The sequence below is a fragment of the Veillonella magna DSM 19857 genome (genome assembly GCF_000428745.1).
Lineage (GTDB): Bacteria > Bacillota > Negativicutes > Veillonellales > Veillonellaceae > Veillonella_A > Veillonella_A magna.
In genome coordinates this window covers 1-25,138 of the sequence record NZ_AUAN01000020.1, presented here as the reverse complement: position 1 = coordinate 25,138, position 25,138 = coordinate 1, and the positions used below count along the sequence as shown (strand labels likewise).

The 25,138-nt window shown below is 44.6% G+C and carries 17 protein-coding genes, 1 rRNA gene and 1 pseudogene; 9 read left to right on the top strand and 10 right to left on the bottom strand.

The genetic code is table 11. The features are described 5' to 3' along the window. The 5 genes from G344_RS0106395 to larA all read left to right on the top strand — a co-directional run. On the top strand, positions 1-630 hold a 630-nt coding region (locus G344_RS0106395; protein ID WP_028255480.1), incomplete at its 5' end, for an IS1634 family transposase. A 647-nt stretch (positions 631-1,277) separates the two neighbouring features. Beyond that, positions 1,278-2,027: a DeoR/GlpR family DNA-binding transcription regulator gene (locus G344_RS0106390; RefSeq protein WP_028255479.1), complete on the top strand. Its 750-nt coding sequence runs from the start codon at positions 1,278-1,280 to the stop codon at positions 2,025-2,027. Continuing rightward, positions 2,024-2,947 (top strand): 1-phosphofructokinase, encoded by a 924-nt coding sequence (gene pfkB, locus G344_RS0106385; RefSeq protein ID WP_028255478.1) that lies wholly within the window; start codon positions 2,024-2,026, stop codon positions 2,945-2,947. Before G344_RS0106390 ends, pfkB begins: the two co-directional genes overlap by 4 nt. Positions 2,948-3,029: 82 nt before the next feature. Beyond that, positions 3,030-5,069, top strand: coding sequence for a PTS fructose transporter subunit IIABC (locus tag G344_RS0106380; protein ID WP_028255477.1), 2,040 nt, complete (start codon positions 3,030-3,032; stop codon positions 5,067-5,069). A gap of 367 nt (positions 5,070-5,436) precedes the next feature. Then, on the top strand, positions 5,437-6,720 hold the full coding sequence (gene larA, locus G344_RS0106375) for a nickel-dependent lactate racemase (RefSeq protein WP_028255476.1): 1,284 nt from the start codon (positions 5,437-5,439) through the stop codon (positions 6,718-6,720). A gap of 391 nt (positions 6,721-7,111) precedes the next feature. Here larA and G344_RS0106370 read toward each other — a convergent pair whose 3' ends face one another. The 3 genes from G344_RS0106370 to G344_RS0106360 all read right to left on the bottom strand — a co-directional run bounded on the left by G344_RS0106370 (position 7,112) and on the right by G344_RS0106360 (position 11,258). Next, complete coding sequence (locus G344_RS0106370; RefSeq protein ID WP_028255475.1) at positions 7,112-8,428, bottom strand: S-layer homology domain-containing protein; 1,317 nt, start codon at positions 8,426-8,428, stop codon at positions 7,112-7,114. A 518-nt stretch (positions 8,429-8,946) separates the two neighbouring features. Then, a complete protein-coding gene (locus G344_RS0106365; RefSeq protein ID WP_051245822.1) occupies positions 8,947-10,206 on the bottom strand; it encodes an Nramp family divalent metal transporter in 1,260 nt (419 codons plus the stop codon). Between the two features lie 80 nt (positions 10,207-10,286). Then, positions 10,287-11,258: a dihydrodipicolinate synthase family protein gene (locus G344_RS0106360; RefSeq protein WP_028255473.1), complete on the bottom strand. Its 972-nt coding sequence runs from the start codon at positions 11,256-11,258 to the stop codon at positions 10,287-10,289. A 295-nt stretch (positions 11,259-11,553) separates the two neighbouring features. On the opposite strand from G344_RS0106360, the gene G344_RS0106355 reads away from it, so the two are divergent. Next, positions 11,554-12,576, top strand: coding sequence for a LacI family DNA-binding transcriptional regulator (locus tag G344_RS0106355; protein ID WP_028255472.1), 1,023 nt, complete (start codon positions 11,554-11,556; stop codon positions 12,574-12,576). A gap of 100 nt (positions 12,577-12,676) precedes the next feature. On the opposite strand, the gene G344_RS0106350 is transcribed toward G344_RS0106355, so the two are convergent. Together G344_RS0106350 and G344_RS0106345 are read right to left on the bottom strand one after the other, a co-directional pair. Beyond that, positions 12,677-13,654: a molybdopterin-binding protein gene (locus G344_RS0106350; RefSeq protein WP_028255471.1), complete on the bottom strand. Its 978-nt coding sequence runs from the start codon at positions 13,652-13,654 to the stop codon at positions 12,677-12,679. Positions 13,655-13,959: 305 nt separating this feature from the next. Beyond that, positions 13,960-14,655, bottom strand: a complete 696-nt coding sequence (locus tag G344_RS0106345) for a GntR family transcriptional regulator (RefSeq protein WP_028255470.1) — start codon at positions 14,653-14,655, stop codon at positions 13,960-13,962. 236 nt (positions 14,656-14,891) lie between these two features. Between G344_RS0106345 and G344_RS10870 the strand changes: the two genes are divergently transcribed. After that, complete coding sequence (locus tag G344_RS10870) at positions 14,892-15,842, top strand: diacylglycerol/lipid kinase family protein (RefSeq protein ID WP_083963081.1); 951 nt, start codon at positions 14,892-14,894, stop codon at positions 15,840-15,842. Positions 15,843-16,217: 375 nt separating this feature from the next. On the opposite strand, the gene G344_RS0106335 is transcribed toward G344_RS10870, so the two are convergent. After that, positions 16,218-16,643, bottom strand: coding sequence for a GNAT family N-acetyltransferase (locus G344_RS0106335; RefSeq protein WP_028255469.1), 426 nt, complete (start codon positions 16,641-16,643; stop codon positions 16,218-16,220). Between the two features lie 38 nt (positions 16,644-16,681). Beyond that, positions 16,682-18,034 (bottom strand): MFS transporter, encoded by a 1,353-nt coding sequence (locus tag G344_RS0106330; protein WP_051245820.1) that lies wholly within the window; start codon positions 18,032-18,034, stop codon positions 16,682-16,684. Between the two features lie 563 nt (positions 18,035-18,597). Between G344_RS0106330 and G344_RS0106325 the strand changes: the two genes are divergently transcribed. After that, on the top strand, positions 18,598-20,898 hold the full coding sequence (locus tag G344_RS0106325) for a LuxR family transcriptional regulator (RefSeq protein WP_028255467.1): 2,301 nt from the start codon (positions 18,598-18,600) through the stop codon (positions 20,896-20,898). Positions 20,899-21,300: 402 nt separating this feature from the next. On the opposite strand, the gene G344_RS0106320 is transcribed toward G344_RS0106325, so the two are convergent. After that, positions 21,301-21,864, bottom strand: a complete 564-nt coding sequence (locus G344_RS0106320; RefSeq protein ID WP_038155149.1) for a YagU family protein — start codon at positions 21,862-21,864, stop codon at positions 21,301-21,303. A gap of 278 nt (positions 21,865-22,142) precedes the next feature. Here G344_RS0106320 and G344_RS0106315 point away from each other — a divergent pair, with 278 nt between their 5' ends. Beyond that, positions 22,143-22,421 (top strand): glutaredoxin, encoded by a 279-nt coding sequence (locus G344_RS0106315; protein WP_028255465.1) that lies wholly within the window; start codon positions 22,143-22,145, stop codon positions 22,419-22,421. 221 nt (positions 22,422-22,642) lie between these two features. On the opposite strand, the pseudogene G344_RS10865 reads toward G344_RS0106315, so the two are convergent. Then, positions 22,643-24,646, bottom strand: a pseudogene (locus G344_RS10865) (BCCT family transporter). Between the two features lie 217 nt (positions 24,647-24,863). Then, positions 24,864-24,980: ribosomal RNA gene (gene rrf, locus G344_RS0106305) — 5S ribosomal RNA — on the bottom strand. Positions 24,981-25,138: the final 158 nt, after the last annotated feature.

Genomic DNA, 25,138 nt, shown 5'->3' with positions numbered 1-25,138 from the left:
AAATACAAACACTACCAACAACGAATTAGAGAGGAACAAGTCCAACGAGCAACAAAAGCCATAGAGGCTAATGGAGCTCTGCTTAAAAAGCTTGGCCCTAATGACTACAAGCGATTGGTAAAACGAACCAACATTACACCAGACGGTGAGGTTGCAGCAAAAGAATTACAAGCACTAGATTACGAACGCATAGCAAAAGAAGCACAGTATGACGGATTTTATGCTGTATGTACTAGTTTAGATGACTCCCCAGCAGATATTATTCAACTCAACAAACGGCGTTGGGAGATTGAAGAGTGCTTTCGCATCATGAAAACAGAGTTCAAGACACGTCCTGTATACCTATCTCGAGAAGCACGAATACGTACTCATTTCTTAACCTGTTTCTTATCTTTAACGTTATACCGTTACCTTGAAAAGAAAACTGACCACGGCTTTACACCACGAGATTTGATACAAAAACTAAGAGAAATGAACTTCTTTCAACTATCTTCAGGAGATTTCGTACCTACCTATACACGGACTGAAATTACCGACAGACTACATGACGCATTTGGATTCCGCACAGATTATGAAGTCTTAAGCGAAACACAAATGAAGAAAATTTTAAAAACAACCAAAAAGGCATAAAAAAGTACTCACATTTTTCGCACAAAAAAGGCTAGAAACCCAGTAAAAACAAGGGGTTCTAGCCTTTTATTCTTTTGTAAGTGTCAAAGATGGGAATATATTAAAAAGTCAAATTTTCTCTCCTGTCCCTAACAAAATGAGAGGCTTCTATATTGCAAGCGTGTCATTCGTAAAACCTGACCGCTGAAATATGGAAGCCTCTCATTTACTATCTCCTCATTCGTCTGACCTGACTTGCGGAGCCCATGTAAGGGGATTGTATCTCATACGATTACTTTTGCGCATTATTGATTATTTTTTATATTTTTATTGACTTTCATAGCCTCTACTTCGTACAATCAAGATAATGAATTACTTCCGCAGATATCGCATCAACGCGTATAGGAATTACAGTTGCAAGCCATGTGCTTGCCATCGATTTCCTACTGCATCACGCGTATCTCGAAGAAGTAATTACATCAAATTCAATCACCGCTAGGAATATATTCTCATACTATCTATTGACTCCATATGTTAACTATCGTATTAACTTTATATGTTAACTATCCTATTAACTTTATGTGTTAACTATGAATTAACGCTATATGTCAATTCATACAGTAATCCCCTGCGGTGGTTCCCTCTTATTTCAGAAAAGGAGTGGTTATGTGTTATCCGAAGAACGACACAGATTAATTGTTGAACGGTTACGAACAAAATCAACGGTAACGGTGCAGGAGTTGGTAGACTTATTCAATTCATCACCGGCTACCATCCGCCGCGACTTGAATTATCTTCACAAGTGCGGCTTAGTTCAAAAAGTTCACGGCGGTGCAGCCAGCATCAGTACCGATTTCAACACGACCGAACCGGATATGTCCTCCAAGGCATTATTATTTACCAAAGAAAAGCATGCCATCGCCGAATTGGCGGCCAACTATATTACGGACGATGATTTCGTATACATCGATGCCGGTTCTACTACCGAGGTGTTACTCCATCATTTAAAAAGTAAGATAACCACCTTTGTTACCAACGGCATTGCTCATGCCACCTTCTTGGCAGCACGTCAATACAATGTGATTTTGTTGGGCGGTCACGTAAAAAGCAACACCGGTGCCGTCGTCGGTGACACGGCGTTAGAGCAGCTGGAGAAGTACAACTTTACCAAAGGATTTTTCGGCACCAATGGCATCAGTATCGGCAGCGGATTCACCACACCGGAACCGGCCGAAGCAGCAGTTAAGCAAAAAGCGCTGGCCCATTGTCGTCACGCCTATGTGTTGGCCGATCCGTCCAAGTTCGAAAAAGTAACACCCATTACCTTTTCATCCGTGTCCGGTGCGTCAATTATTACTACGCACCTCGTGAACCGCGTGTACCGAAAATATACTGTAGTAGAGGAAGTAGACCCATGATTTACACTCTGACCTGCAATCCTTCGTTGGATTATATAATGAAAGTCCATGACTTTTCGCCGACGGCGGTGAATCGCACGGCCGATGCTAATTTAATCGCCGGCGGCAAAGGCATTAATGTCGCTGTCATGCTCAGTCACTTCGACGTTCCGGTGACGGCCCTTGGTTTTGTGGCCGGCTTTACCGGTGATGAAATCATGCGTCAGCTCCGCCAATGGGGTTGTACCGAAGACTTCATTCGCGTAGAAGATGGCCTATCCCGCATCAATGTAAAAGTAAAAAGCGACGCTGAGTTTGAAATCAACGGCGCCGGTCCGCGCTTAAACGCAACCGACGTAGACCGCTTGTTTGCACAGCTGGACACCTTGACCGCCGATGACTACTTGGTCGTGTCCGGCAGCATTCCTGCCGGTTTGCCCGTCACATTGTACAGCGATATTTTATCTCGCTTAACACCGCGCGGCGTTCGGTGCATCGTCGATGCTACCGGTTCCTTGTTAAACGAAACGTTACCTCATCGACCGCTGCTTGTCAAACCGAATCATCATGAGTTGGAGGAGCTATTGGATCGGCCGCTTCCGGATATCGCCCATCTCCTTGACGGTGCCAAAGAATTACAACAACGCGGTGCCCGTCATGTATTGATTTCCCGCGCCGGTGACGGTGCCCTGCTACTGACCGACGACGGTCGCGCCTACACGGCTAGCGCACCACACGGCATTGTGCGCAACTCCGTCGGCGCCGGTGATTCCATGGTGGCCGGTTTCCTTGCAGGCCTTCGTAACGACGGCGACATCGAGTCTGCCTTTCGTTTAGCCATAGCCGCCGGATCCGCCTCCGCCTTTGACGATTGGTTGGCACCGAAAGATGCAGTCTGCCTCTTGCTGACACAAATAGAAATCAGCACCGTAGCCTTGTAATTCGATACCTTTTAACATTTCTGTATAACCTCATACGCGTTGAACGATTTTACAGAAACTCATTTACAGAAAGGATTCTCCCATGCGTATTACTGATTTATTAGTACCGCAGTCCGTACTGCTCAACGGACCTGCCACCAACAAAACAGAAGCCATTCACATGTTAGCCGATCTCATGGAAGCCTCCGGTTGTTTAAGCGATAAAGACGTGTACCTCGCCGATGTGTTAGCCCGTGAAGAAGCCGGCTCTACCGGTCTCGGCGACGGCATTGCTACGCCGCACGCCAAAAGTAAAGGTGTTGCCACCGCCGGACTGGCTGCCATGGTCATTCCGAAAGGCATTGACTTCGACAGCATCGACGGCAAACCGGCACGATTGTTCTTCATGATTGCCGCACCGGAAGGCGAAGCCGATGCGCACATCGAATTGTTAAGCCGCTTGGCCATGATGGTCATCGATCCCGATTTTCGCGAAGCCTTGATTCGCGCCAAATCCATTTACGATTTTCTGGCTCTCATCGATGCCAAAGAAGACGATCGCTTTCAGCCTACCGCAGCAGATGCATCGGCTGCGACGGAGGAAGCCGCTAGCGATACTGCCGATGTTACCGATACTGACGATGCGTCCGCCGGTGCTGTCGCCGGTGATGCCGGTACTGCTGATACTACGGCTACCTCCCCATCATCGCAAACGGCTCCGTCCTCGGACGCCGACAAGCACTATCGCGTCTTAGCCGTAACCGCTTGTCCTACCGGTATTGCCCATACATTCATGGCTGCGGAAAGCTTGGAACGCACTGCCAAAGACATAGGTATTTCCATCAAAGTAGAAAAGAACGGATCCGGCGGAGTGAAGGATCCCCTTACGGCCGAAGACATTGCCCATGCGGAATGCATCATCGTGGCTGCCGACAAAAATGTACCCATGGATCGCTTTAAAGGGAAACCCCTCATTCAGGTACGCGTAGCCGCAGGCATTAACGAAGCACGTCGTCTGCTGGAAGAAGCGACCTCCGGCAAAGCAGCCGTGTACGGTGGTTCCAAGCAAGACAGCACCGCCGATGACGATACCTTGCTTTCCGCCGAAGACAGTATAGGCCGTCAAATTTACAAACATTTGATGAACGGCGTATCACACATGCTTCCCTTTGTTATCGGCGGCGGGATTCTCATCGCCCTAGCCTTTTTATTCGATACCTTTAATCCGGCAGACCCGAGCAAGTTCGGTTCCGGAACGCCGCTGGCTGCGTTCTTCATGAAAGTAGGCGGTGCCTCCTTTAGCTTCATGCTGCCTGTACTGGCCGGTTTCATCGCAATGAGTATTGCCGATCGTCCCGGTCTGGCTGTCGGCTTTGTCGGCGGTTACTTAGCCAATGCCGGTGGATCCGGTTTTCTAGGTGCCCTTATCGCCGGCTTTGTGGCAGGCTACCTCATCATCGGCTTGCGTCGTCTCTTCAGTGCCTTGCCGCAATCACTGGAAGGCATCAAGCCGGTTCTTCTTTATCCGGTATTGGGCGTTCTCCTCATGGGAATTGCCATTACCTTCGTTATCAACCCACCGGTAAGTGCCCTTAACAACTGGCTCATGGATACGTTAAAACACATGGATTCTACCAGCCGCATCATGCTGGGCATTATCTTTGGCGGCATGATGGCCGTTGACATGGGGGGGCCCGTAAACAAAGCCGCCTATGTTCTCGGCACCGGCTTCCTCGCTACCGGCGAATACGGCATTATGGCGTCCGTCATGGCCGGTGGTATGGTACCGCCTTTGGCTATCGCTCTTTGCACGACCTTCTTCGGCAACCGCTTCACCCCGGCGCAACGCAAATCCGGTATTACCAACTATGTAATGGGGCTGTCCTTCATCACCGAAGGCGCGATTCCTTTTGCCGCCGCCGATCCGATTCGCGTCATCCCTTCGTGCATTGTTGGCTCTGCCGTTGCCGGCGCTTTATCCATGGCGTTTAGCTGTACCTTGCGTGCACCGCACGGCGGCATTTTTGTAGTGCCTACCATCGGCAATCCGCTGATGTATCTCGTGGCAATCGCCATCGGTTCCGTTGTGACCTGTCTTTTGTTAGCAGTACTGAAAAAGCCGTTGCCGCAAACCGAACGCTAATCGCACTCACCCTTATTACAATAGTTACTAACTGTCATGATGATTAACCGTTAGCGTGATTATATAAACGCCCTGCTAAAGCACACTTTCATCCATAAGGAACGTGTCTTGGCAGGGCGTTTTATATTGATTAATTAATTTGTTCACTCTTTTCATATCTTTTAGTATATATAATATTTACTTTTAAACCGTAACAAGCGTATACTAACGATGTCGACAGGCTGTACCCTTATACGTATAACAAAGTCACGTTAGGTCTCAATATATCCGACGGTGACAAGTCATAGTGTGCCAAGCTACGATGATTCACAATACATTCGGCTATGACAATACAATTCATAGGCTATTAGGTAACGAGGTAATTATTATGAAAACTTTCTCTCTCCCATATGGCAAAGAGCATTGCACGTTAACAGTACCGGACGAACGCCTGGCCGGTGTACTGCTTTCTCGCGCACACGAATATAAAGCAACGAAAAGTGAAGACGAACTGGTGGCCGACGCGTTGGCCAATCCTATCGGTTCTCCGAAATTATCCGAACTCGCTAAAGGCAAGAAACGCTGTGTCATCATCTCCAGCGATCACACCAGACCGGTACCGAGTCATGTCATTATGCCGCAGCTTCTTCGCGAATTGCGCACCGGCAATCCGGACATCGACATTTCCATTCTCGTTGCCACCGGCATGCATCGCCCCACTACGCAAGAGGAGTTAGTAGCTAAGTACGGCGAAGCGATTGCTACCAAGGAAAAATTTATTATGCATGTCAGCCGTAACGATGAAGATATGGTAAGCATCGGTACCTTGCCGTCCGGTGGGGAATGCTTGATTAACCGCGCCGCGGTGGAAGCCGATTTACTCATTGCCGAAGGCTTTATCGAACCGCACTTTTTCGCCGGTTTCTCCGGCGGGCGCAAGTCGATTTTGCCGGGTATTGCCAGCAAGGTAACCGTCCTGGCTAACCATTGCGCAGAATTTATCAACAGTCCTTACGCGCGTACCGGTAATTTGGAAAACAATCCGATTCATCGCGACATGCTCTACGCAGCCAAAGCAGCCAAGCTGGCTTTCATCTGCAACGTAGTTATCGACGCGGATAAAAAAGTAATCGCTGCCTTTGCCGGCGATCGCGAAAAAGCACATGAAGCCGGTACTGCCTTTGAAATGAAATTAGCCGGTGTTGCTCCCGTACCGGCCGATATCGTGGTCAGCACTAACGGCGGCTATCCGCTGGATCAAAATATTTATCAAACTGTCAAGGGCATGACCGCTGCCGAAGCCACTTGTAAAGAAGGCGGCGTTATCGTTATGGTGTCTGCTTGCGAAGACGGTCACGGTGGCGAAGATTTTTATCGCATCCTTAAAGACTCCACCAATCTGCAGGACACGATGAACACCATCCTCGCTCGCAAGCGTAACGAAACCGTATTCGATCAATGGGAGTCGCAAATTTTGCTGCGCATTTTGTTAAAGCACGATGTTATTATGGTAACGAAGGCACCGCAGCAGATGATTGAAGACATGCACATGCATTACACCGACAACATCGAAGATGCCATGGCCATGGCCGATGCCATCCTTGCTAAGCGCGGCGTAACCGACGGCTCCGTTACCGTCATCCCCGATGGCGTATCGGTTATCGTAAAATAACGCCACATATATCTTCACTTCATCACATTTATAAATTACACACTATCCACTATTTATCACCCATTACTTACTACGTATACTTACCGCATAGTACTACTCACGGCGTATACTTACCGCGTAGTACTCACTACTTATATTCGCTACTTATACTTACACGTACTACGTAAAAAAACAGTATGCTCGTTTAGAAATCTCCTGCTATGTAAGGAGTCTGAACGAGCATACTGTTTTATTTTATGACTATGCTATTGCTTAGATGTTACTTCTTAGACGTTACTTCTTAGATGTTATTGCATAAATGTTATTGCATAAATGTTATTGCATAAATGTTATTGCATAAATGTTATTGCATAAATGTTATTGCTTAGACGTTCTTTTTAAACGTTATTTCTTAGAACTTGAAGTTCAATTCTGCACGGTAGTAATCACCGTAGCTATCGCCATTGCTTACCTTCTTGTTGTTGAAGCCATAGTACGCGGTGAAGCCTACGTTCTTATACAATGCATAATCAACGGTGGCCAGCCAACCTTTGAAATCACGCGGTTTCAGCTGTGCCCAACGGGACGTGAAGATCGGAGTTTGTTCACCTTCACGGAAGTACTGCATTTTTACATCCCATGTGCCTTGCTTACCCATATTGTAACCGCCGTAACCAATACCGGCTACCCAACCGCTGGTGCCTTTATCTAATTTAGCTTTCTCCGTATCATCAATATTGGTCATCTTCACATATTCACCGCCGAGCCATACCTTGTCGGTTACCTTCGCATTCAAAGCCGCGCCCCATACGTCGAACGGCAAATCATCATGACCTAAAATATAATAACCATCTACACGAAGGTTCTTATTGAAATCAGCGCGCGCCTGCAAAATTGTTACACTCGGGTTGGCATCCGCATCAAGACCGTCAGCCCCCTTTTGAATCTTATTCCAGCCAAATGTTTTAGGTCCCTGTGCATAAGTACTTGCATAATACGATGTCATTTTACCGTGGTTAACGGACAAATTCACCTTGCCCCAGTTTTGGCTGATGCCGATACCATCAAGGGGTTCATCATTGTAAATAAGACCTTCCCCGATGACAACGCCGTAACGACCGACGTTAACCGTCGTATCCTTGCCGAATTTATGAGCCACATAGGCACGGTCAAAAGCTACACTGCCACTATTCTTGGCATCGCCGAATTCATAGTCGCCGGTGTCACCGGTACGAACACGGAGAGTTGCCGTAGTGGAATCATTTACGGTAGCCGTAAATTGTACGCGAGCACGGAAGTCAAACAAAGACTTCGAACCGGCTTTTACCATGCCTTCTTTCTCAGAACCGCGATACCGCATACGCGCATCCCCGGTAATCTTCACGTTGCCTACTTTGTTTTCAAGATTAGCTACGCGTACACCCAAATTGTTGAGCTCCCCGGAAAATTCATCGGCCAAGCGATTGATCATCGCCTGCTGTTCTGCATTGGCTCGCCCTTCATTCGCCATTGCCTTCGCTACCATCTGAGCCATTTCATAACGGGTGATGTTTTTTTGACCCTGAAAGGTGCCATCCGGATAGCCATTGATCACACCGGCTGCTGCCAATTGTGATACGGATTGGTATGCCCAATCGGATGGGGTCACATCGGTGAACGGATTGGCTGCCCCTACAACGCCAATACCTAACGCGGCTACTGCCAACGCAGTCACTACTGATTTTTTCATGTTCTCTACACGTCCTTTCATAACGGGACCTACGCTCCCATATTGCCCTAATTATACGAGGATACACGACACGGCAGCAAGTAAAAGTGATAAATTATATAAGATATTCTTATATCAATATTGCAACATCATTTGAAAAACATTTTTTATTTTTCATTGCAAAGTATTCTTACATCTCGTCACTATTGTTAGGCAAATCATAAAACAAGATACCGCCTATACTCTTCATCATTTTGCGTCTTACCACATAGATAGCATTCGATAAATTAAAAGTCATATATCATTGGAGTGCTACCTGCACCTAATTTTATATGTAGTATTCAAAAATCCCGTATATAGGTTAATCAACATAACTCGTAAAACCTACCTGCCATACCTATATACGGGGATTTCTTTATTCAATTATACGAAGGGATTTTCACTCCATACGGTATCCGGTGATAATGCAGCTGCCATCATAAGAAAATATGTCCACCATTTTCTCATACGTCATCATCCTTCCAACGGTTATCGTACAATCACAGCACGCGTTCAATATATCTCATAAGTGAAAACAGAGTAAGCCCTAATGTAAAAATATAACTGATAGTCATACAAATTTGTAACATACGCGGTGGCTTCAAACCTTGATTTACATCTTTGCGCCAAATCATAAGTGTAATAAACAAACCGGCTACCGGCGTACCAATAGCAGTCGCCAAGTTGGCAATAAAAATCAAAGATGTTGCGGATCCGCTGTAGAAGAAACAAGCAATACAGCCAAATGCCAAGCAAGCTACACAGCTCCAGCGAACTAATTTAGATTCTAAGGCAACTTCCCAGTTAAAACCGGCATTTAACAATACAATGCCACGCTGTGTATTCCCAAGCAAGGAAGAAAATGCCGCGCTAAGAAGTGCTAAGCCCATCACATAATTAGCTGCATTGCCCAGGAACGGAACCAACATATCCGCTAATTGTACCGGCGATTTAATCGTCAGTCCCTGCGGATGCAGAACAATAGCCCCTACTAAAATAATAGCGCCGGAAATCAAAATAATCGTAATTACATGAGCCATGGCATCAGAAAACATAACGCCGTTAAATAAATCTTCCTTCTTCCATTTCTTTTCGGCACCCAAATACGTTCCGTACACACCGGCAGTGACAGCCGCATGGGTACTAATAAAAGCTAACGCCATAGGCACACTGCCTTCCGGGAATCCCCATGACACCATGCCCTTAGCCATGGAACCTACGTCCGGACCGCCGGATGCGACAAGAGTTGCATAAAATGCTAAAATCATGCCTATAATACAAACGAGAATCCCTTTTTCTACTTTGGAATACGTGTCTTTAGAAAAGTATAGCCAGAGTAAAATAGCAATCATAATCAAGGCTCCGATTTTCCAATCGATTCCAAAGATTAGATTCATTCCGGCACCACTGCCGGAAATATTTCCTAACGTGAAAAACAAACAAGCTAAAAATAAAGCTATCCCAACAAAACCGGATACTGCACCACCATAGTAGTGACGAATTGCATGCAGTATAGGCATTCCCGTCAACATCGCAATACGATATGTAGTCAACATAAACGTTATGCCCATAAACGCAATCGGTATCAGCAGCCACAGCAATGAATAGCCATAGCTGGCTCCCAACATAGCTGCCGTAGTGATAGCACCTGGCCCTATAACTACCCCTGTCAAAATAATGCCAGGGCCAATGCGTTTTAAAATTTCCCAAAAGGATAAGTGTTTTACTGTATCCGGGTTAAACTCCATTCCTGCACTCATAGGTACCTCCCGAAAAAAGCCCGATAAACCAATACTACTTGCTATTGATTTATCGGGCTTACCTAAACGTGTATTACCAATTATTTAAACTGTTCCATGTCAACCTTAGGTAATTCACTGTTTTTAAGACCTAAAGCAATCCAATCTTTTTCTTCTTGATTCAACGGCAATACCGGTTTTCTCATAAGCCCGGAGGAGAAGATACCGCGCTGTACGAGAGCTTCTTTAAGACGAGCATGCGCTTCACCGGAAGGTTGTCCGCCACCATAAATAGCCTGAGAGATGTGGAAGATACGGTCAGACCAATCTTGTGCTTCTTTAAGTGTATGTTTATCCGGGTTGGCAAATACTTCGCGAGCCGGGCAGATAATTTCCGGAACACAACCGGCAAAACCAATAAGAGCACCATCCATGCCAGGGAAGAAGCTTACGCAAAGTGTTTCATCATGGCAAGTGATAAGAGAAATGTCGGGGCATTCTTTGCGGAGTAAACGTACATCATGTTCATAGATGGATGTTACGCGAGTACCCATCTTAATTGCTTTTACATGATCGATTTCTTTACACATCTTAATCAAAGTTTCTACCGGATAGAACGCCTTGCTGGTAGCCGGGTACAAGTGAATGATGATATCGATATCAGCACCTTCTGCTACATCTTTTACATATTCAAACGGAGCATCTTTATGCATACCGAAACGGAGCCACATATGAGGCGGCATTAACAAGATACCATCCGCACCGGCTTCTTTGGCTTCCTTAGCCATTTCGATGCTTTCTGCCGTATTTTCACAGTTGATGCCGGAGATAATTGTCATTACATCACCGCATTCTTCTGCGCAAATTTCTACAACACGTTTACGTTCTGCACGAGTAAGACCGGTAATTTCACCGGTATGACCATTACATACTAAGCCATCCATGCCCTTACCGTAGAAGGATTTAATCCAACGAAGATATGCGCGAAACTCCGGTTCGTTAATAGAGTAATCATCGTTCAAAGGAACAGACACTGCCGGGAAGATTGTTTTAAAATTTTTAACTTTAGCCATAATAGTAAACCTCCTAAAATAAAACTCATTACCTATCTCTACAAACGTTTGCATATTTCTTGAGCTAATTATACGATAGCCAAAGAGCCATGGTCAATAGATGTGGACACACCTGCAATTTATTGCAGGACAATTACCACCATAAATCCAGTTATAATCTTAATTATTTTAATTTTTCACTAAATTTTAATAGTCATGTCTCTATAAACATGCTATAGTTATCTTATAAATTATATATGCAATCGTTTTCCATACCATGTTATTACAAAACAATTTATCAAGGAGAGTGTTATCTATGGCCACCCTAAAAGACGTAGCAAAACTAGCTATGGTTGATGTAAGCACCGTATCCCGAGCACTTAACAATACATCCTATGTTCATCCTGATACAAAAGCCCGTATCATGGCAGCTGTTGAAAAATTGAGTTATAAACCTAACCTTTTAGCCAAAGGATTACGCCAAGGCAAACGCCATACCATCGGAGTCATTGTCCCAGGCCTGCACTTGACCGTATTTTCTACTATCGCACAAGCGATTGAAAAAACAGCACGTGATAAAGGATACGCTACGTTAATCTGTAGCACCGAAGATGATCCTAAAATAGAAAAAGACGGCCTAAACCGTCTTCGCAATGGATTGGTAGATGCAATTATTATTGCCGGAACCGGCAGAAATAATCGATTACTTCGCGACATTCATGCTTCCGGCATAGCTATTACACAGGTTATTCGCTTACAAGACAAAAATTTAAGTAGCGTAACCGTTGACTATCGAGAATGTGGATTTGAAGCTGCGCAATTTCTTTATAATCAAGGCTGTCGCCATATCGGTTTAATCAGCAGCTCTCTCAAAATTGCACCTTATAAACTACGCTATGACGGCTACAAGGATTTTCTTACTTCTCATGATTTAGAAGAAATTACTGCTATCAGCGAAGGCTTCAGTAATTCGTTGCAATATGGTTACGAATGCACAAAGCAACTGTTGCAAATACATCCAAATTTAGATGCTATTATGGCCGCCGTTGATGCGCAAGGTATCGGAGCACTGCGCGCTTTGCGCGAGAATAAAAAAACATCGCATGATGTACGGCTCATCAGCCTAACCGGTCACGACATCGGCAATATGCTAGAAACCACCATGACCTCTATGGAAATGCCGGCACAGGATATAGGCTGTAAAGCCGCTCTTTTGGCTATTGAGGAAATTGAGGCCAATAAAGATACTGCCTTTTCTGCCCAACATATCATCTTTAACTCTTCACTGGTATGCCGCGAAAGCACACCAACACCAACCTACAATCACGCTGACATATAAAAAACAAAAAGCCCTTCCTATAGGTTGAGCAATGTCATTCGTAAGACCTGACTTGCGATGCCTATAGGAAGGGCTTTTATCTCTTAAATTATATTCGGCGTTATTGCAGACCACCGTGTCCCAACTTTACGCAATCCTCTTTTGTAATTTCCGTCCTCGATGCCAAATACGGCAAAAGCACGTCGAACGCCGTAGGCTTGCTGAACAATACGCCGCCGGGCAAACCTACAATCGGCGTACCGTCCGCCATATAGGCAATGCATACCATAGACCCCGGCAATACGGGCAGACCATATGTCACTACGCGCTCTGCGCAGCGAGCAATCGCACCCGGCGTAAGATCATCGGGATCAACACTCATACCGCCCGTGCAAAATACAATATCCGCACCGGCCGCTTTCACCCGGCGAATTGCTTCGGCAATTAAATCCGTATCATCCGTCACGATTTCATGCGCTACCAGCTCCATGCCAAACGGCGCCGTTCGCTCCTTAATAATCGGAGTAAACGCATCCTTAATTCGTCCCGTAGCCACTTCCGATCCCGTCGTAACTATCCCCATGGTTTTTACTGTAAAAGGAACTACCTTTAACAGCGGTTCATCACCGGCAATACGCTTGGCCTCTTCCACTTCGGACGTGTCCAAAAGCAGCGGAATGCAACGCATCCCTGCCAACTTGTCATCCTTCTTCACCGCCGTGTGGCTCCACTTCGTAACAATGGTGAGCTCACCAATCCCATTAATTGCATTAAGGCGATCCACATCAATGGAAAGCATCCCGTCATGCGCGGCAAAGGCTTCGATTTTTCCTTCCCGTACCTCCGACGGATAGATGCTATCATTCGCACACAGCGCATATAACGCTGCGGCCACATCCTCTTCGTGCATTTTATTTGTATCGCTCGGCTCCATTACAAAGATATGTTCCTTGCCCAAGGAAAGCAACAACGGAATATCTTCCGCCGTAATGCGTTGCCCACGCCGAAACGGTGTATCCTTTACTTTTCCGATAACAATGCGTGCAATGTCGTGACACAACACCTCACCCACTGCGTCGCGTACATGAATCTTTTTCATGTTAGACCTCCATGTCCGTGTTATATAGACTATACACTTCATCCTCTGCATACATAGCAGTAAACGCACAAAAGCCTCGGCAATCACCGAGGCTTTTGTGCTTGAGAAAAAAGAGAGAGAGAACATTTGAATTCAATTCAAATGTTAAGGGGCTTTGGGGGATGCCCCTAGATATGACCTTGCGTCATATCGTAATTTGATTATAACAAACTCCCCAAAAAAAGTAAACAGGTACAACAGGAAATTCCCGTATAAATTCCTATCAATTCTTTGACAGGTGCACGTCATTGTCTACCTAGCAAAGACTATTCTCCAAATCGCTTAGCCCGCAAGTCGGCATGTGCCTTTTTAAATACAAATGCATTTCGAATATGCTTGCGCATGGCCTGCTCGGCTCGTTCCGGATCATGAGCGCGAATCGCATCCATAATTTCCATATGCTCGCGATCGCACAAATCGGTACGCCCCTTATCCAACGTGCTGATATACATATCGCGATTGACCATTTCACGAAACTCTGCCAAATAATCTACGACCCGTTCGTTACCGGAGAAGAACGAAATCAACGAATGGAATCGGCTATTAATTTGCACGCGATCCTCTGGACTGGACGAAGCAATGCCCGCATCACAAATGGATTGCAATTCTTCAATTTGTTCATCCGTGCAATTTTCCGCACACAGTCGCGCTCCCAACCCTTCCATCATTTCGCGACACTGGTACATGGCAATGATTTCTTCCGGCGTATACCCTTTTACGGTAACACCCTTCCACGGCTTAATGACCACCAAATTATCCTTCGCCAATTTACGGAATGCTTCGCGCACCGGCGTAGCACTCACATTAAGCTGTTCCGCAATTTTTACTTCGTTTAACTTCACCTGCGGTTTCAAGGCACCTGTCAAAATAGCCTGTTTCAACGTTACATACACCTGCTCGCTTAACGGCAAGCGCCCGATTGAATCAATTGTATTTAAGCGATATTCTTCATGTTTTTCCATAACTGTTATCTCCTAATCACTCGTCGCCCTATTAAAATTCGTAATGACATCTATCGCCAAGTATACTATAATAAAAGGTGATATTAGAATGTAGATTGCACATTCTGTAGTCTATATTCCACACCCAGTTTAATTATAAAGCTCCGCCGCTTTTTCTGTCAATTGCAGGCCGTTGTGCCTGCATGTGCATAGGCTTGGTTCGACGGAGCTTACTTACGTATAGGAGCCTCTTACCAATGAGTCGATGTTTAGTAATTATTAACCCCGTATCGGGCGGTGGTCGTGCCGCACAATATGCGCTGGAGTTGGAGTGGCAGCTCAGCAATATGTTTGACCACATGGAGGTTAAATTTACCCACGGCGCCGGCGATGCAACCCGCTTTGCCGTCGAAGCCTCTCGCGACGGATTCGACGCTGTCTTCTGCATGGGTGGTGACGGAACCATCAACGAAACCGTCAACGGCATTGCCAAAGGTGGCGGTAAAGCTAAGTTCGGCTTTGTCCCCGTAGGCACCGTAAACGATATGTCCCGTGCGCTAGGCATTCCGTTAGCGCCGCTGGATGCCATTCGTTCCTTGGCTAACTGTGAAATTCGCCGCGTCGACATTGGTCGTTGCAACGATCAATATTTTTGCAATAATATCGCCGCCGGTGTCATTCCTAAAGTAGTGGAAGAAGTAACGCCGAAAGAAAAACAACTGCTCGGTCCGCTGGCCTATTTTGTCAAAGGCGGTCAAGCTCTCTTTACCACCAAGGATTATACCTTCCGCATTCGCACGGAGGATCACGATTTCACCACGCGATCGCCGCTGGTTATCGCCCTGTTAACCAATGTAGTCTCCAGCTTTGAAAAATTTATGCCCATCGCTTCCGTAGACGACGGTTATATGCGCATTATCATCTTTCGCGAATACTTTATCATGGATGTTCTCCGCATTTTGCCACTCATCCTGCGCGGCTCCATCTACACATCTAAGTATGTAACGATTCTAAAAGTAAAAAAAGCACACATTGAACTGCTCGATGACATTGAACTGCCTACCAATATGGATGGTAATAAAGGCCCCCTTATGCCGGTAGACATGGAAGTCCTTCCCGGCTTTCTCCAAGTGTACGTACCGAAAAGCCCGCACCTACATCCATTATCCGAAACACACACTTCCGCCAAGGCGACTAAGAAAAAATAGAAAAAACAAAAAAATAGAATAACTATAAAAAAAAGCTAACTCTCCCCATCCGATGATGAGGCGTTAGCTTTTTTATATTACAACAGCATCCCCCTTTCCTAGCGGCATCTAACCGCCGGAAACAAAAAGAGCCTCGGTAGGTGTGGCGCAGAAACGCTTCATCAGACACTCTCCTCCACCGGTATCCATCGGCTTATTTTAAATAGAAAAGGCTCTATAGGTTAACGTAAGAAATGCTTCGCAAGACCTCTCCACGCCTCTTCGGCATGTACCGCCGGAAAAAGAAGAGCCTCGGTAGGTGTGGCGCAGAAACGCTTCGTCAGACCGCGTTTCCTAGCCACACCTACCGAGGCTCTTCCCATATAGTTCCGTCGATTACATGCCGACCTTCTTCATCCACACATGCATAGTCCCGTCTTCATCAAACGGTTCCCCGCTGACTTCATAGCCCAGACTTTCATAAAATGCTTTAGCTTGTAGCTGCGCTGCCAGCTTTGTCTCTTCACCGCCCATGACGCGGATAATATCCTCCGCCGCCCGGAGCATATCGGCTCCCTTTCCTGTGCCGCGACTATCCTTAGCCACCGCCAGCCGTCCGATAATAAACGCCGTCGGTTCTTCACGATCCCGATAAAAACGGCATACACCTACCGGTGTATCCGCTTCATCATATCCGACTAAATGCGCTGCTTCCGCATCCCATTCATCCGCATCATAACTAAAGCCTTGTTCTTTCATAAACACATCTTCACGCAAGGCCTTCCCCTCTTGGGGCAATTCGGAAAATACCTCTATTCGCATATTCGTTACCTACCTTTCATCGCCATGTATACATCCCATTACTCGCGTATCCATGACGGAATAATCCCTAAGAAACAGATGACCGCAAATACCATAAATGCGTGTTGAATATTATATAGCAGCACCGCCGTGGAATCAACCAAACCGGCCACCGGCCGTGACAAAATAGAGGCTACGATAGCCATGCTGAGCACCTGTCCCGTAAGACGCACCGTACCGATAACGGAAGAGGCCAAACCAAAATATTGTTTTGGTACCGCACTCATAATGGCATTATTGTTCGGAGCCGAGAACATAGCGAAGCCAACGCCTACAATGACCAATGCCGCAATGATCATGGTTAATGCTTCCACATGTGTAGCATATATCATCACCAATAATCCTGCCCCAATGACAGCCATGCCTGCCGATGCCAACACCTTTGAGCCATAGCGATCCGACAAGGACCCCGCCACCGGAGATAATACGGCCATAATAATGGATTGAATTAATAAAATCATGCCTGCGTGATTGGAGTCGTACCCCATAATCATCTGCAAGTATAAGGACAATAGAAAAGCAATGGCAAAGGTAGCACTGTAATTCATCATCGCCGCCAAGTTAGAAAAAGAAAACGTCCGATTTTCTAAAAAAATTCGTACCGGCAGTAACGGATCCTTCTTCGTTGCCTGATAGCGCACAAAAATAACAGCTAGCACCAAGCCGGCCATAAGCATATACTTGGCCATCGGGTCCGTTACGATTTCCGACCATCCGTACATAAGCAGCACTAAGGTGATGCCGTACAACACGGAGCTGCTATAGTCCATGCGACCGTTCGGTTCGGAAATCCATTCTTCCTTCATAACCTTCAAGGTCAATGCCATCGCCGTAGCGCCGTTAATAGTAATAAAGTAAAAAATACTGCGCCAACCAAAATAATAATTAAGGAATCCACCAACGACCGGACCTACGGCAAGGCCGATATAAATAACCGACACTGCCAGTCCCATGGCTTTCCCCCGTTTTTCTTTCGGATAAGCCAACGCAATAATGGCCATGTTCGTGGCAAACAGCATCGCACTGGCAATGCCCTGCAAAGCGCGTACCAATAGTAGCATTTCTACAGATTGCACTAAATGGATCACCACCGAGGAAAAAGTAAATAATGCCGTTCCTCCCAAAAAGATGCGTCGCTTGCCTACAATGTTGGATAGCCGTCCCATAGGCAATACAAAAATCGTACAGGTAATCAAAAATATTTCGACAATCCAACTCATGGCGGACGTGCCTGCACTGAATTCTTTGCCGATATCCGGTAAGGACATGTTAAGTGCGCTTCCCGTAAAAGGCGTTAAAAAAGAAGCCACCATAACGGTAAATAGTACTGTATTCTCTTTTGATAGATGCAAATACCCTCTCTCCTTTCGCATTGATTTATCATATCGTTTATACAAAAATTGTATCAATTTGGCATATATATTCTATTGTCAACCAAATCAAGTTGTGGCAATGGCCTTTGATAAATACGGTACTTTAGATTTCAATACTTTTCTTGTACTTATTGTATTGTACCTTATTGTCCCCTATCCATGTCAATGAAAATATTCCCAAAATCACATTTACTACCCATGAATACTACAAAATTTTTATACTTGTGTATAATTTTATTTTTTTACCACATGACCTATAATTAAGTTAATCCAGGAGCCGAGGCAACATCCCGACCCAATGCCATGAAGGCTCTGGAGGTATAGGGAACTCCTTTCATTATTCCCTATCAACGTATAGAGGAAACCTCGAACTAATTCTCCACTATACAACACATCCCACTCACAAGCAAAAAAGCAGGCTTACCCTAGCCTGCTTTTTTGCTTTCTTTTATATGCTCAGTATTTTCTTATCCTTGGTTATATGCTAAAATATGTATACAGTACTATGCAACTACATAAGTATTTTACAGGGGACACAAATAATGATTAAAGACAAAGACGTCATTTTGGCATTAGGTGAAAAAATTCTCCACAGCTACTATGAAAAAGGCGATATTGAACTGTTGTTATCCCATATGGATGACGATATTCTATTTGTCGGCGGTGGTCGGTCGTATCAGCTGCGAGGCTATGCCGATGTATCGCGCTTGTTTATTAATAGTCAGAAGAAGTTTTTCCCCTGCCATATTAATAATCACAGTTTTACCGTAAAACGATTAGACGATAACACATGGCTGTATCAGGCCATCTATGAAGTAGAGGCCTCCAGCCATCATCTTCCTTTCCTACGCGATTACCAAAGTTGCGCCTTCGTATTCAAACGAGCCAATGTGGTCGCGTCGTATTGGAAGATTATTTACCTCAATCACGCTTGGGTATATCGCGGGCAAACACCGACGCGGATTCAAACCTTACAACGCAGTATCCGCGGCGTCGATTTGATGGAACGGCCGGATAACTTCAGTAACATGAGTGAGTCCGACCAACGTTTCTTTAAACGTGTCATCGAGGATCGGTTCTATTCATTCCTTGATAAGGAAGATCAAGAATTCTTTATGGCCATGTCCTTATTCCGGTCCTTCACGCTGAGCCAAGCCCATTATATGTGGCGCCATAGCAATACGCCGGCACTGTTGGAAACGGAATCGGAAGCCAATATTTTCTTTAAATTCGATGTACAAACCGATAGTTATGTATTCCATCCGGCATTGCGCCATTATTTACAGCAGCATTTTACGGTTCAGCCTGTGGAATGGCAGCATAAACAACAACATCGAGCGGCCCGTTGGTATTTGTCCGTCGGCAATCATGAGCAAGCATTGAATTGGGCTCTCAAGGCAGAGGATTATCATACGGCATTGTCCGCTATCGAGATGGGTAGTCCGGAATTACTGCGCTTCCAACCGGCACGCATTCGTCGAGAAATACTCGATCATTGCTCCGATAAATTAAAGCTTCAGCATTTGCGCGCGTACCTGCGCATTCTATTCTCACTTTTTGCACATAATGATTTGGAACTGTTCGATACGCATTTGGCTACGTATTTTAAATTGCTGAATCACGCCGAGTTAGGGGAAAGCACAAAACAGGAATTGCTTTGCTACGGGTATTGTATGAAAGCCCATCGCGCTTTCAACGATATTGATGAAAGCTTAAAATGGATGAAAAAAGCCCGTGAATCATTGCCGACTTCACCGCGTCCGGCCATTGCTTTCATGTATTGGCCCTATGGCGTACCGGCATTATTACCGCTGTATCACAGCAATCCCGGAGAGCTTACGGAAACGCGCGACAAATTGAAGCAAATTATTAATTATGCCATAGAGATTGTCAACGATCCGTCGCTCAAAGTATGGAGCGATGTTCTTTGGGGTGAATATTACTACTTCACCGGTGAATTTGATCGCGCCGCAGCCTATTTCAAAACGGTAACCGATACATTAGGAGAATATTTAATTATTCCCGGTGCGGTTATTACCGCGCTGTTCTATCAGGCGCGCATCTTAATCAACCGCGGCAATGCTCATGACGTAAAACTGATTTTGAATAAGATTCAAGATTTATTGCCGAACACGAGCAGTACCAGTCACATGGATATGGTCATCCTTTGCGAAGCGTACTTGAACGGTATTTTAGAATCGCCGGAAAGCAATGTACAGGAAAGCTTGCATCTTTTAAACAAGAGCCTGTTCTATTATCCGACGCAGTCTATCGTCAATTCCATTCACAGTCGTTTGTTGCTGGCGAAAAAAGATTTTGTTCATCTTCAGGATCAAGCCTATACTACCTATGATTTGGCAGTGGAACAAGATAACTTGGTTATTCGCATTTACAACCTGCTCTTCCTGGCTATTGCCTCATTGAAAAAAGACAATGCTTTCCAAGCTAAAGAGTATGTGATTCAGGCTATCAACTTGGCCGTGCCGGATAATATTATCACGCCGTTTGCGGAGTGTTCCGAATATTTATCGGAAATCCTGTCATCTATTTTTGTCAGCTCCGAAGCATCACAGTTTATCAATCGAATTTTCCACTCTTCCTTCGCGCGTTCTTTACAGCACATTCGCCGCGATATTGCGCCATCGGCCTTGTCGAGCTTATCCACCCGCGAACGTGAAGTGGGTTCGTTCGTTGCTCAGGGCTGGACGAACAAAGACATTGCCAAGCATTTAAGCGTCGCCGAAATTACGGTGAAGAAAACGATCAGTCGTATTTTCCAAAAGCTGAACGTAAGCAACCGCGCCGCTTTAACGCGGTATTGGCTTGACCATAAACACAATTAATTACTAAACTAATTACTAAACATTACTAAACATTACTAAACTAATTACTAAACATACCGACTTATACCTATCGCTTTCAGCCGATTCGTCGGTACAAATAAAACTCTCAAAATAAGCGTATCTCACATCACTTTTGATGTAGGATACGCTTATTTTACGTGTTCACCATTCTTCACCGTATGTGCAAAGACTATGATGCTCCGCAGGTACAACAAACAACAAAAAAATTTTTAACACAACACTTGCCTTCAGAGATGTATTGTATGTAATCCCAAGCGCCAAAAAATTTTGACACAACACTTCCCTTCAGAGATGTATTGTATATACTCAGGGGCATTAAAAAAGACTGTAACGAAAGGAAGTACATACTTCACTTCGCTACAGTCTTTTGGCTTCCGCTAATTAGCGACTGCCCATAACTTTTTCCGGATCAGGTTCGCCGGTCATCCGATTTCGCAAATCACGACGAGCAATTTCCATAATCCACAGCCACCATAAGTGACCGAAAAGTTCAGATAGATTTTCGTCAAACGGAATGTCTGCCGTCGGCGGTGTCAGTCCCATTAAAGGCATAACAATTACATGTGCCAACAAATACACGAAGAAACCAAACACGCAACCTTGCCACATTTTAATGCGCGGCCAATACTCGGCAATTACGCAATACCCCACGGCAAATATGATGGAAAATAATACATGTACCGTAAATACATCGACCGGCAACTGCACGCCGGAAAATGTGTATGATGCATCAGGCACACCCATCATATCCAGCAACACCTTCGGCGGTGTTACTCGTGTTGCCGCATCCAATGGCCAAAACACATTTGGATCTCGCGGCGGGAACGGCACTTCCCATCCCCATTTGGCAATGGCCCCGATAATACCTGTAATAATACCGATAAGAACGGCCAAGCCTACGTGGCGCCGACTTTCATTCGTTACATAAGAAAATCCAACTTTCATACTACATATCCCTTCTTCACAATATATATAACCCTCGAAGCGGATATGATTATAGCACTAGCCGTCGGGCTTGTAAATTTAATATAATAAATATAAAGAGTAGGATTTACAAGATATTTTTATGCCTAGGTAATAGCATGCCTTTTAAATTTGCTACATATCTTATATAATAAACATAGCATCAGTATACGATTGATGTTAGCCGCGATCACAACCTTATCTTGTGTCGTTGGTAACTATTACATACCCTATATGGTAAAAAGAGAGGATGTTGACATATGAAAGAAATTTTAGGTTTCCATCTTAACGGTTGCCCTTACTGCGCTAATGCATTTCGCGCCATTGACGAATTGAAAGCAGAAAACCCGGCATACAAAGATATTAAAATTACTTGGGTAGAAGATCAGGATGCTCACGAATTATTTAAAACGCATCCTTACGAATATTATCCGAATATATGGTTCGATCTCGACAAACAGTACGAAGCACAGCCGGGTGAAACCTATGCGCAGACAAAAGCATACATTAAAGCTGTTTTTGATAAAGCATTGGCCTAATCCCTACCATATGTTATAGCGAAAAACATATACATTCAAAAAAACGTGGCGGAAGATATTACTATCTTCCGCCATATTTTTATTTTCTATGATAACGTTCCCCTTCTACTATCATTCTTTTCGTAATATTCTTGACTATGATTTTCCCTTCACTATCAAATTTCCGCTACCATCATTTTCCTTCTACAATGTTTCCCTCCTAAAAATTTTTATGCTGTCACTTATTCCTTGTCATACAAATACAAACTGTGATGAACATCGCTGGCCATTTTAACATACCGTTCATATTGCCGTAGCACATCCGTAATCAATTCCTCTTTACGCATATACTTTACACTATGACCGCGTCGGCCGTCGGAAAAATAACAAATCGGTTCCAGCGTATGCGGCGTATCCACCGTAGGGAAGGAAGGATTATCTACTACCAGCCGCGAAATAGCCTTTTCCACACACGTTACACCATACACAAAATCGCGTAAGGTTTCCTTCTTAATTACCAACTCTATATAGGGTGCGTCATCTTTTAAATTTTCTCGAACCAACGCAGTAATATCATACTGTGTCAACTCTTTTTCAATCTCTGTGAAAGCTGAGCGCACCGTCGTATCCATAAAGCGAAGAAGCTCATTTCGATCCATGGTCGCTACAATAGTTCCCAATCGCTCTTGCCAATGCTCGCCGGTCCAATACGATGTCCCCTTCGTTAAATCTCGACTGAAATACGAATTATCTACAATCATTCCTTTCAACAAACAGAAGGACAATATAATCATAATCAACGCAAAAGGCAACGCCATAACAATATTCATAGTTTGCAGCGCCGCAAGCCCGCCCGAGTATAACAATACGATAGCGAGCAATGCCATGAGTCCGCCCCATAATATACTTTGCCAACGGGGAAATTTTGTTTTACCGTATGAAGCAATACTATTAATAACAAAAATTCCCGAATCTGCGGAAGTAATGAAAAATATGGCAATGATTACCAACGCCAATATCGATGTCAACAATGGCCAAGGTAACAATTGCAAAAATTGAAACAACATCTGCTCCGTTTGTCCTGCCAATACCGATAAAACGCCGCCGTGATGACTGTCTAGCCAAATAGCCGAGTTACCGAAGATTGTCATCCACAAAATATTAAATACCGTCGGCACTACCAACACACACATAACAAACTCTCGAACCGTGCGGCCCCGTGAAATTTTGGCAATGAACAAACCCACAAAAGGTGCCCATGAAATCCACCAAGCCCAATACACGATAGTCCAAGAAGTAAACTAATCCTTATGCGTTGTATCATAGGCAAAGGTTCTAAAAGATAGCTCTACCAAATGGGATAAGTAATACCCTATATTCTGTGAAAACGCCGACAGCACATATACCGTAGGTCCGGTAAATAACACAAAGAGCATTAAAATTCCGGCAATGATCAAATTTCCTTGACTCAACAAACGAATTCCTTTGCCTACACCGGATATAGCAGAAATAATGGCCATCGTCACGGCAATAACAATAAGTACTGCAATCGGTGTAAAAGATGTGTCGTGATATCCCGTTACCGACTGAAGTCCGGCATTTAACTGCAATGCCCCGTACCCTAACGTTGTGGTAAGACCGAATATGGTAGCACACAAAGCAATGATATCAATAAGATCCCCCCAAAATCCATTTATATCTTTTTTCAAAATAGGATAAAACCCGGAGCGAATCGTCAACGGCAATCGATAGCGAAATCCAAAATACGCTAAGGATAATGCAATAATCCCATAAATAGCCCATGCATGAATACCCCAATGAAACAAGGTATTCATCATCGCTTCTTGTTCTTGAATCGCCGGAGTAGCACTACTATGAAGCGGCACTGCATAATGCAAAATCGGTTCGGCCACACCAAAATACATCAAGCCAATACCCATACCGGCAGCAAATAACATGGCCACCCAAGAGAAAAAAGAAAACTCCGGTTCCTCATCATCATCTCCTAAGCGTATATCTCCCAAAGTACCCACGCTAAGGATAACAAGAAAGATTAAAAAGAAGGCAACGCTCAAAATATAGACCCAACTAAATTCATTAAAAATATAATTTTTCATGCCACTCAAATAGGCATTAGCCTTTTCCGGTACCAACATGCATCCCAAAACAGTGACAATAATAATAACTAGACTGGGAACAACAATGCGTCGTTCTAAATTAGTCTTTATTTTATTTCCCCAAAACATTTTCATACAAAATCCTCCTCTCTTAATAACTTATAGGCTATATTTCCCTTTTTATTGCAATACTACTGTTATATTCTAATTATATCATTGATTTTCTCTCTATATATTCTCTAAATAAAAAATTTATTACTGTATGAGTAAATAATAAACTACATAAATAACAAACTGCCTATATGTACAACAAAAGCGTCAACCTTTCGGTTGACGCTTTCTTTCCAATCAGCGACTTCCTATCCTCCCGGGCCGTCTCCAGCCAAGTACTTTCGGCGTTTACGAGCTTAACTACTGTGTTCGAGATGGGAACAGGTGGACCCTCGTAGCTATCGCCACTGAATCTGTCAGAGCTTGCACTCTGAAAACCGCATAGAAGCTATTGTATTTGTTTCACATTAGTCATTGTACTTTTGTACATCCTCTTCCTTACTTCTTAAGTAAAGCCCTCGATCTATTAGTACCAGTCAGCTCCAAGCCTCACAGCTCTTCCACATCTGG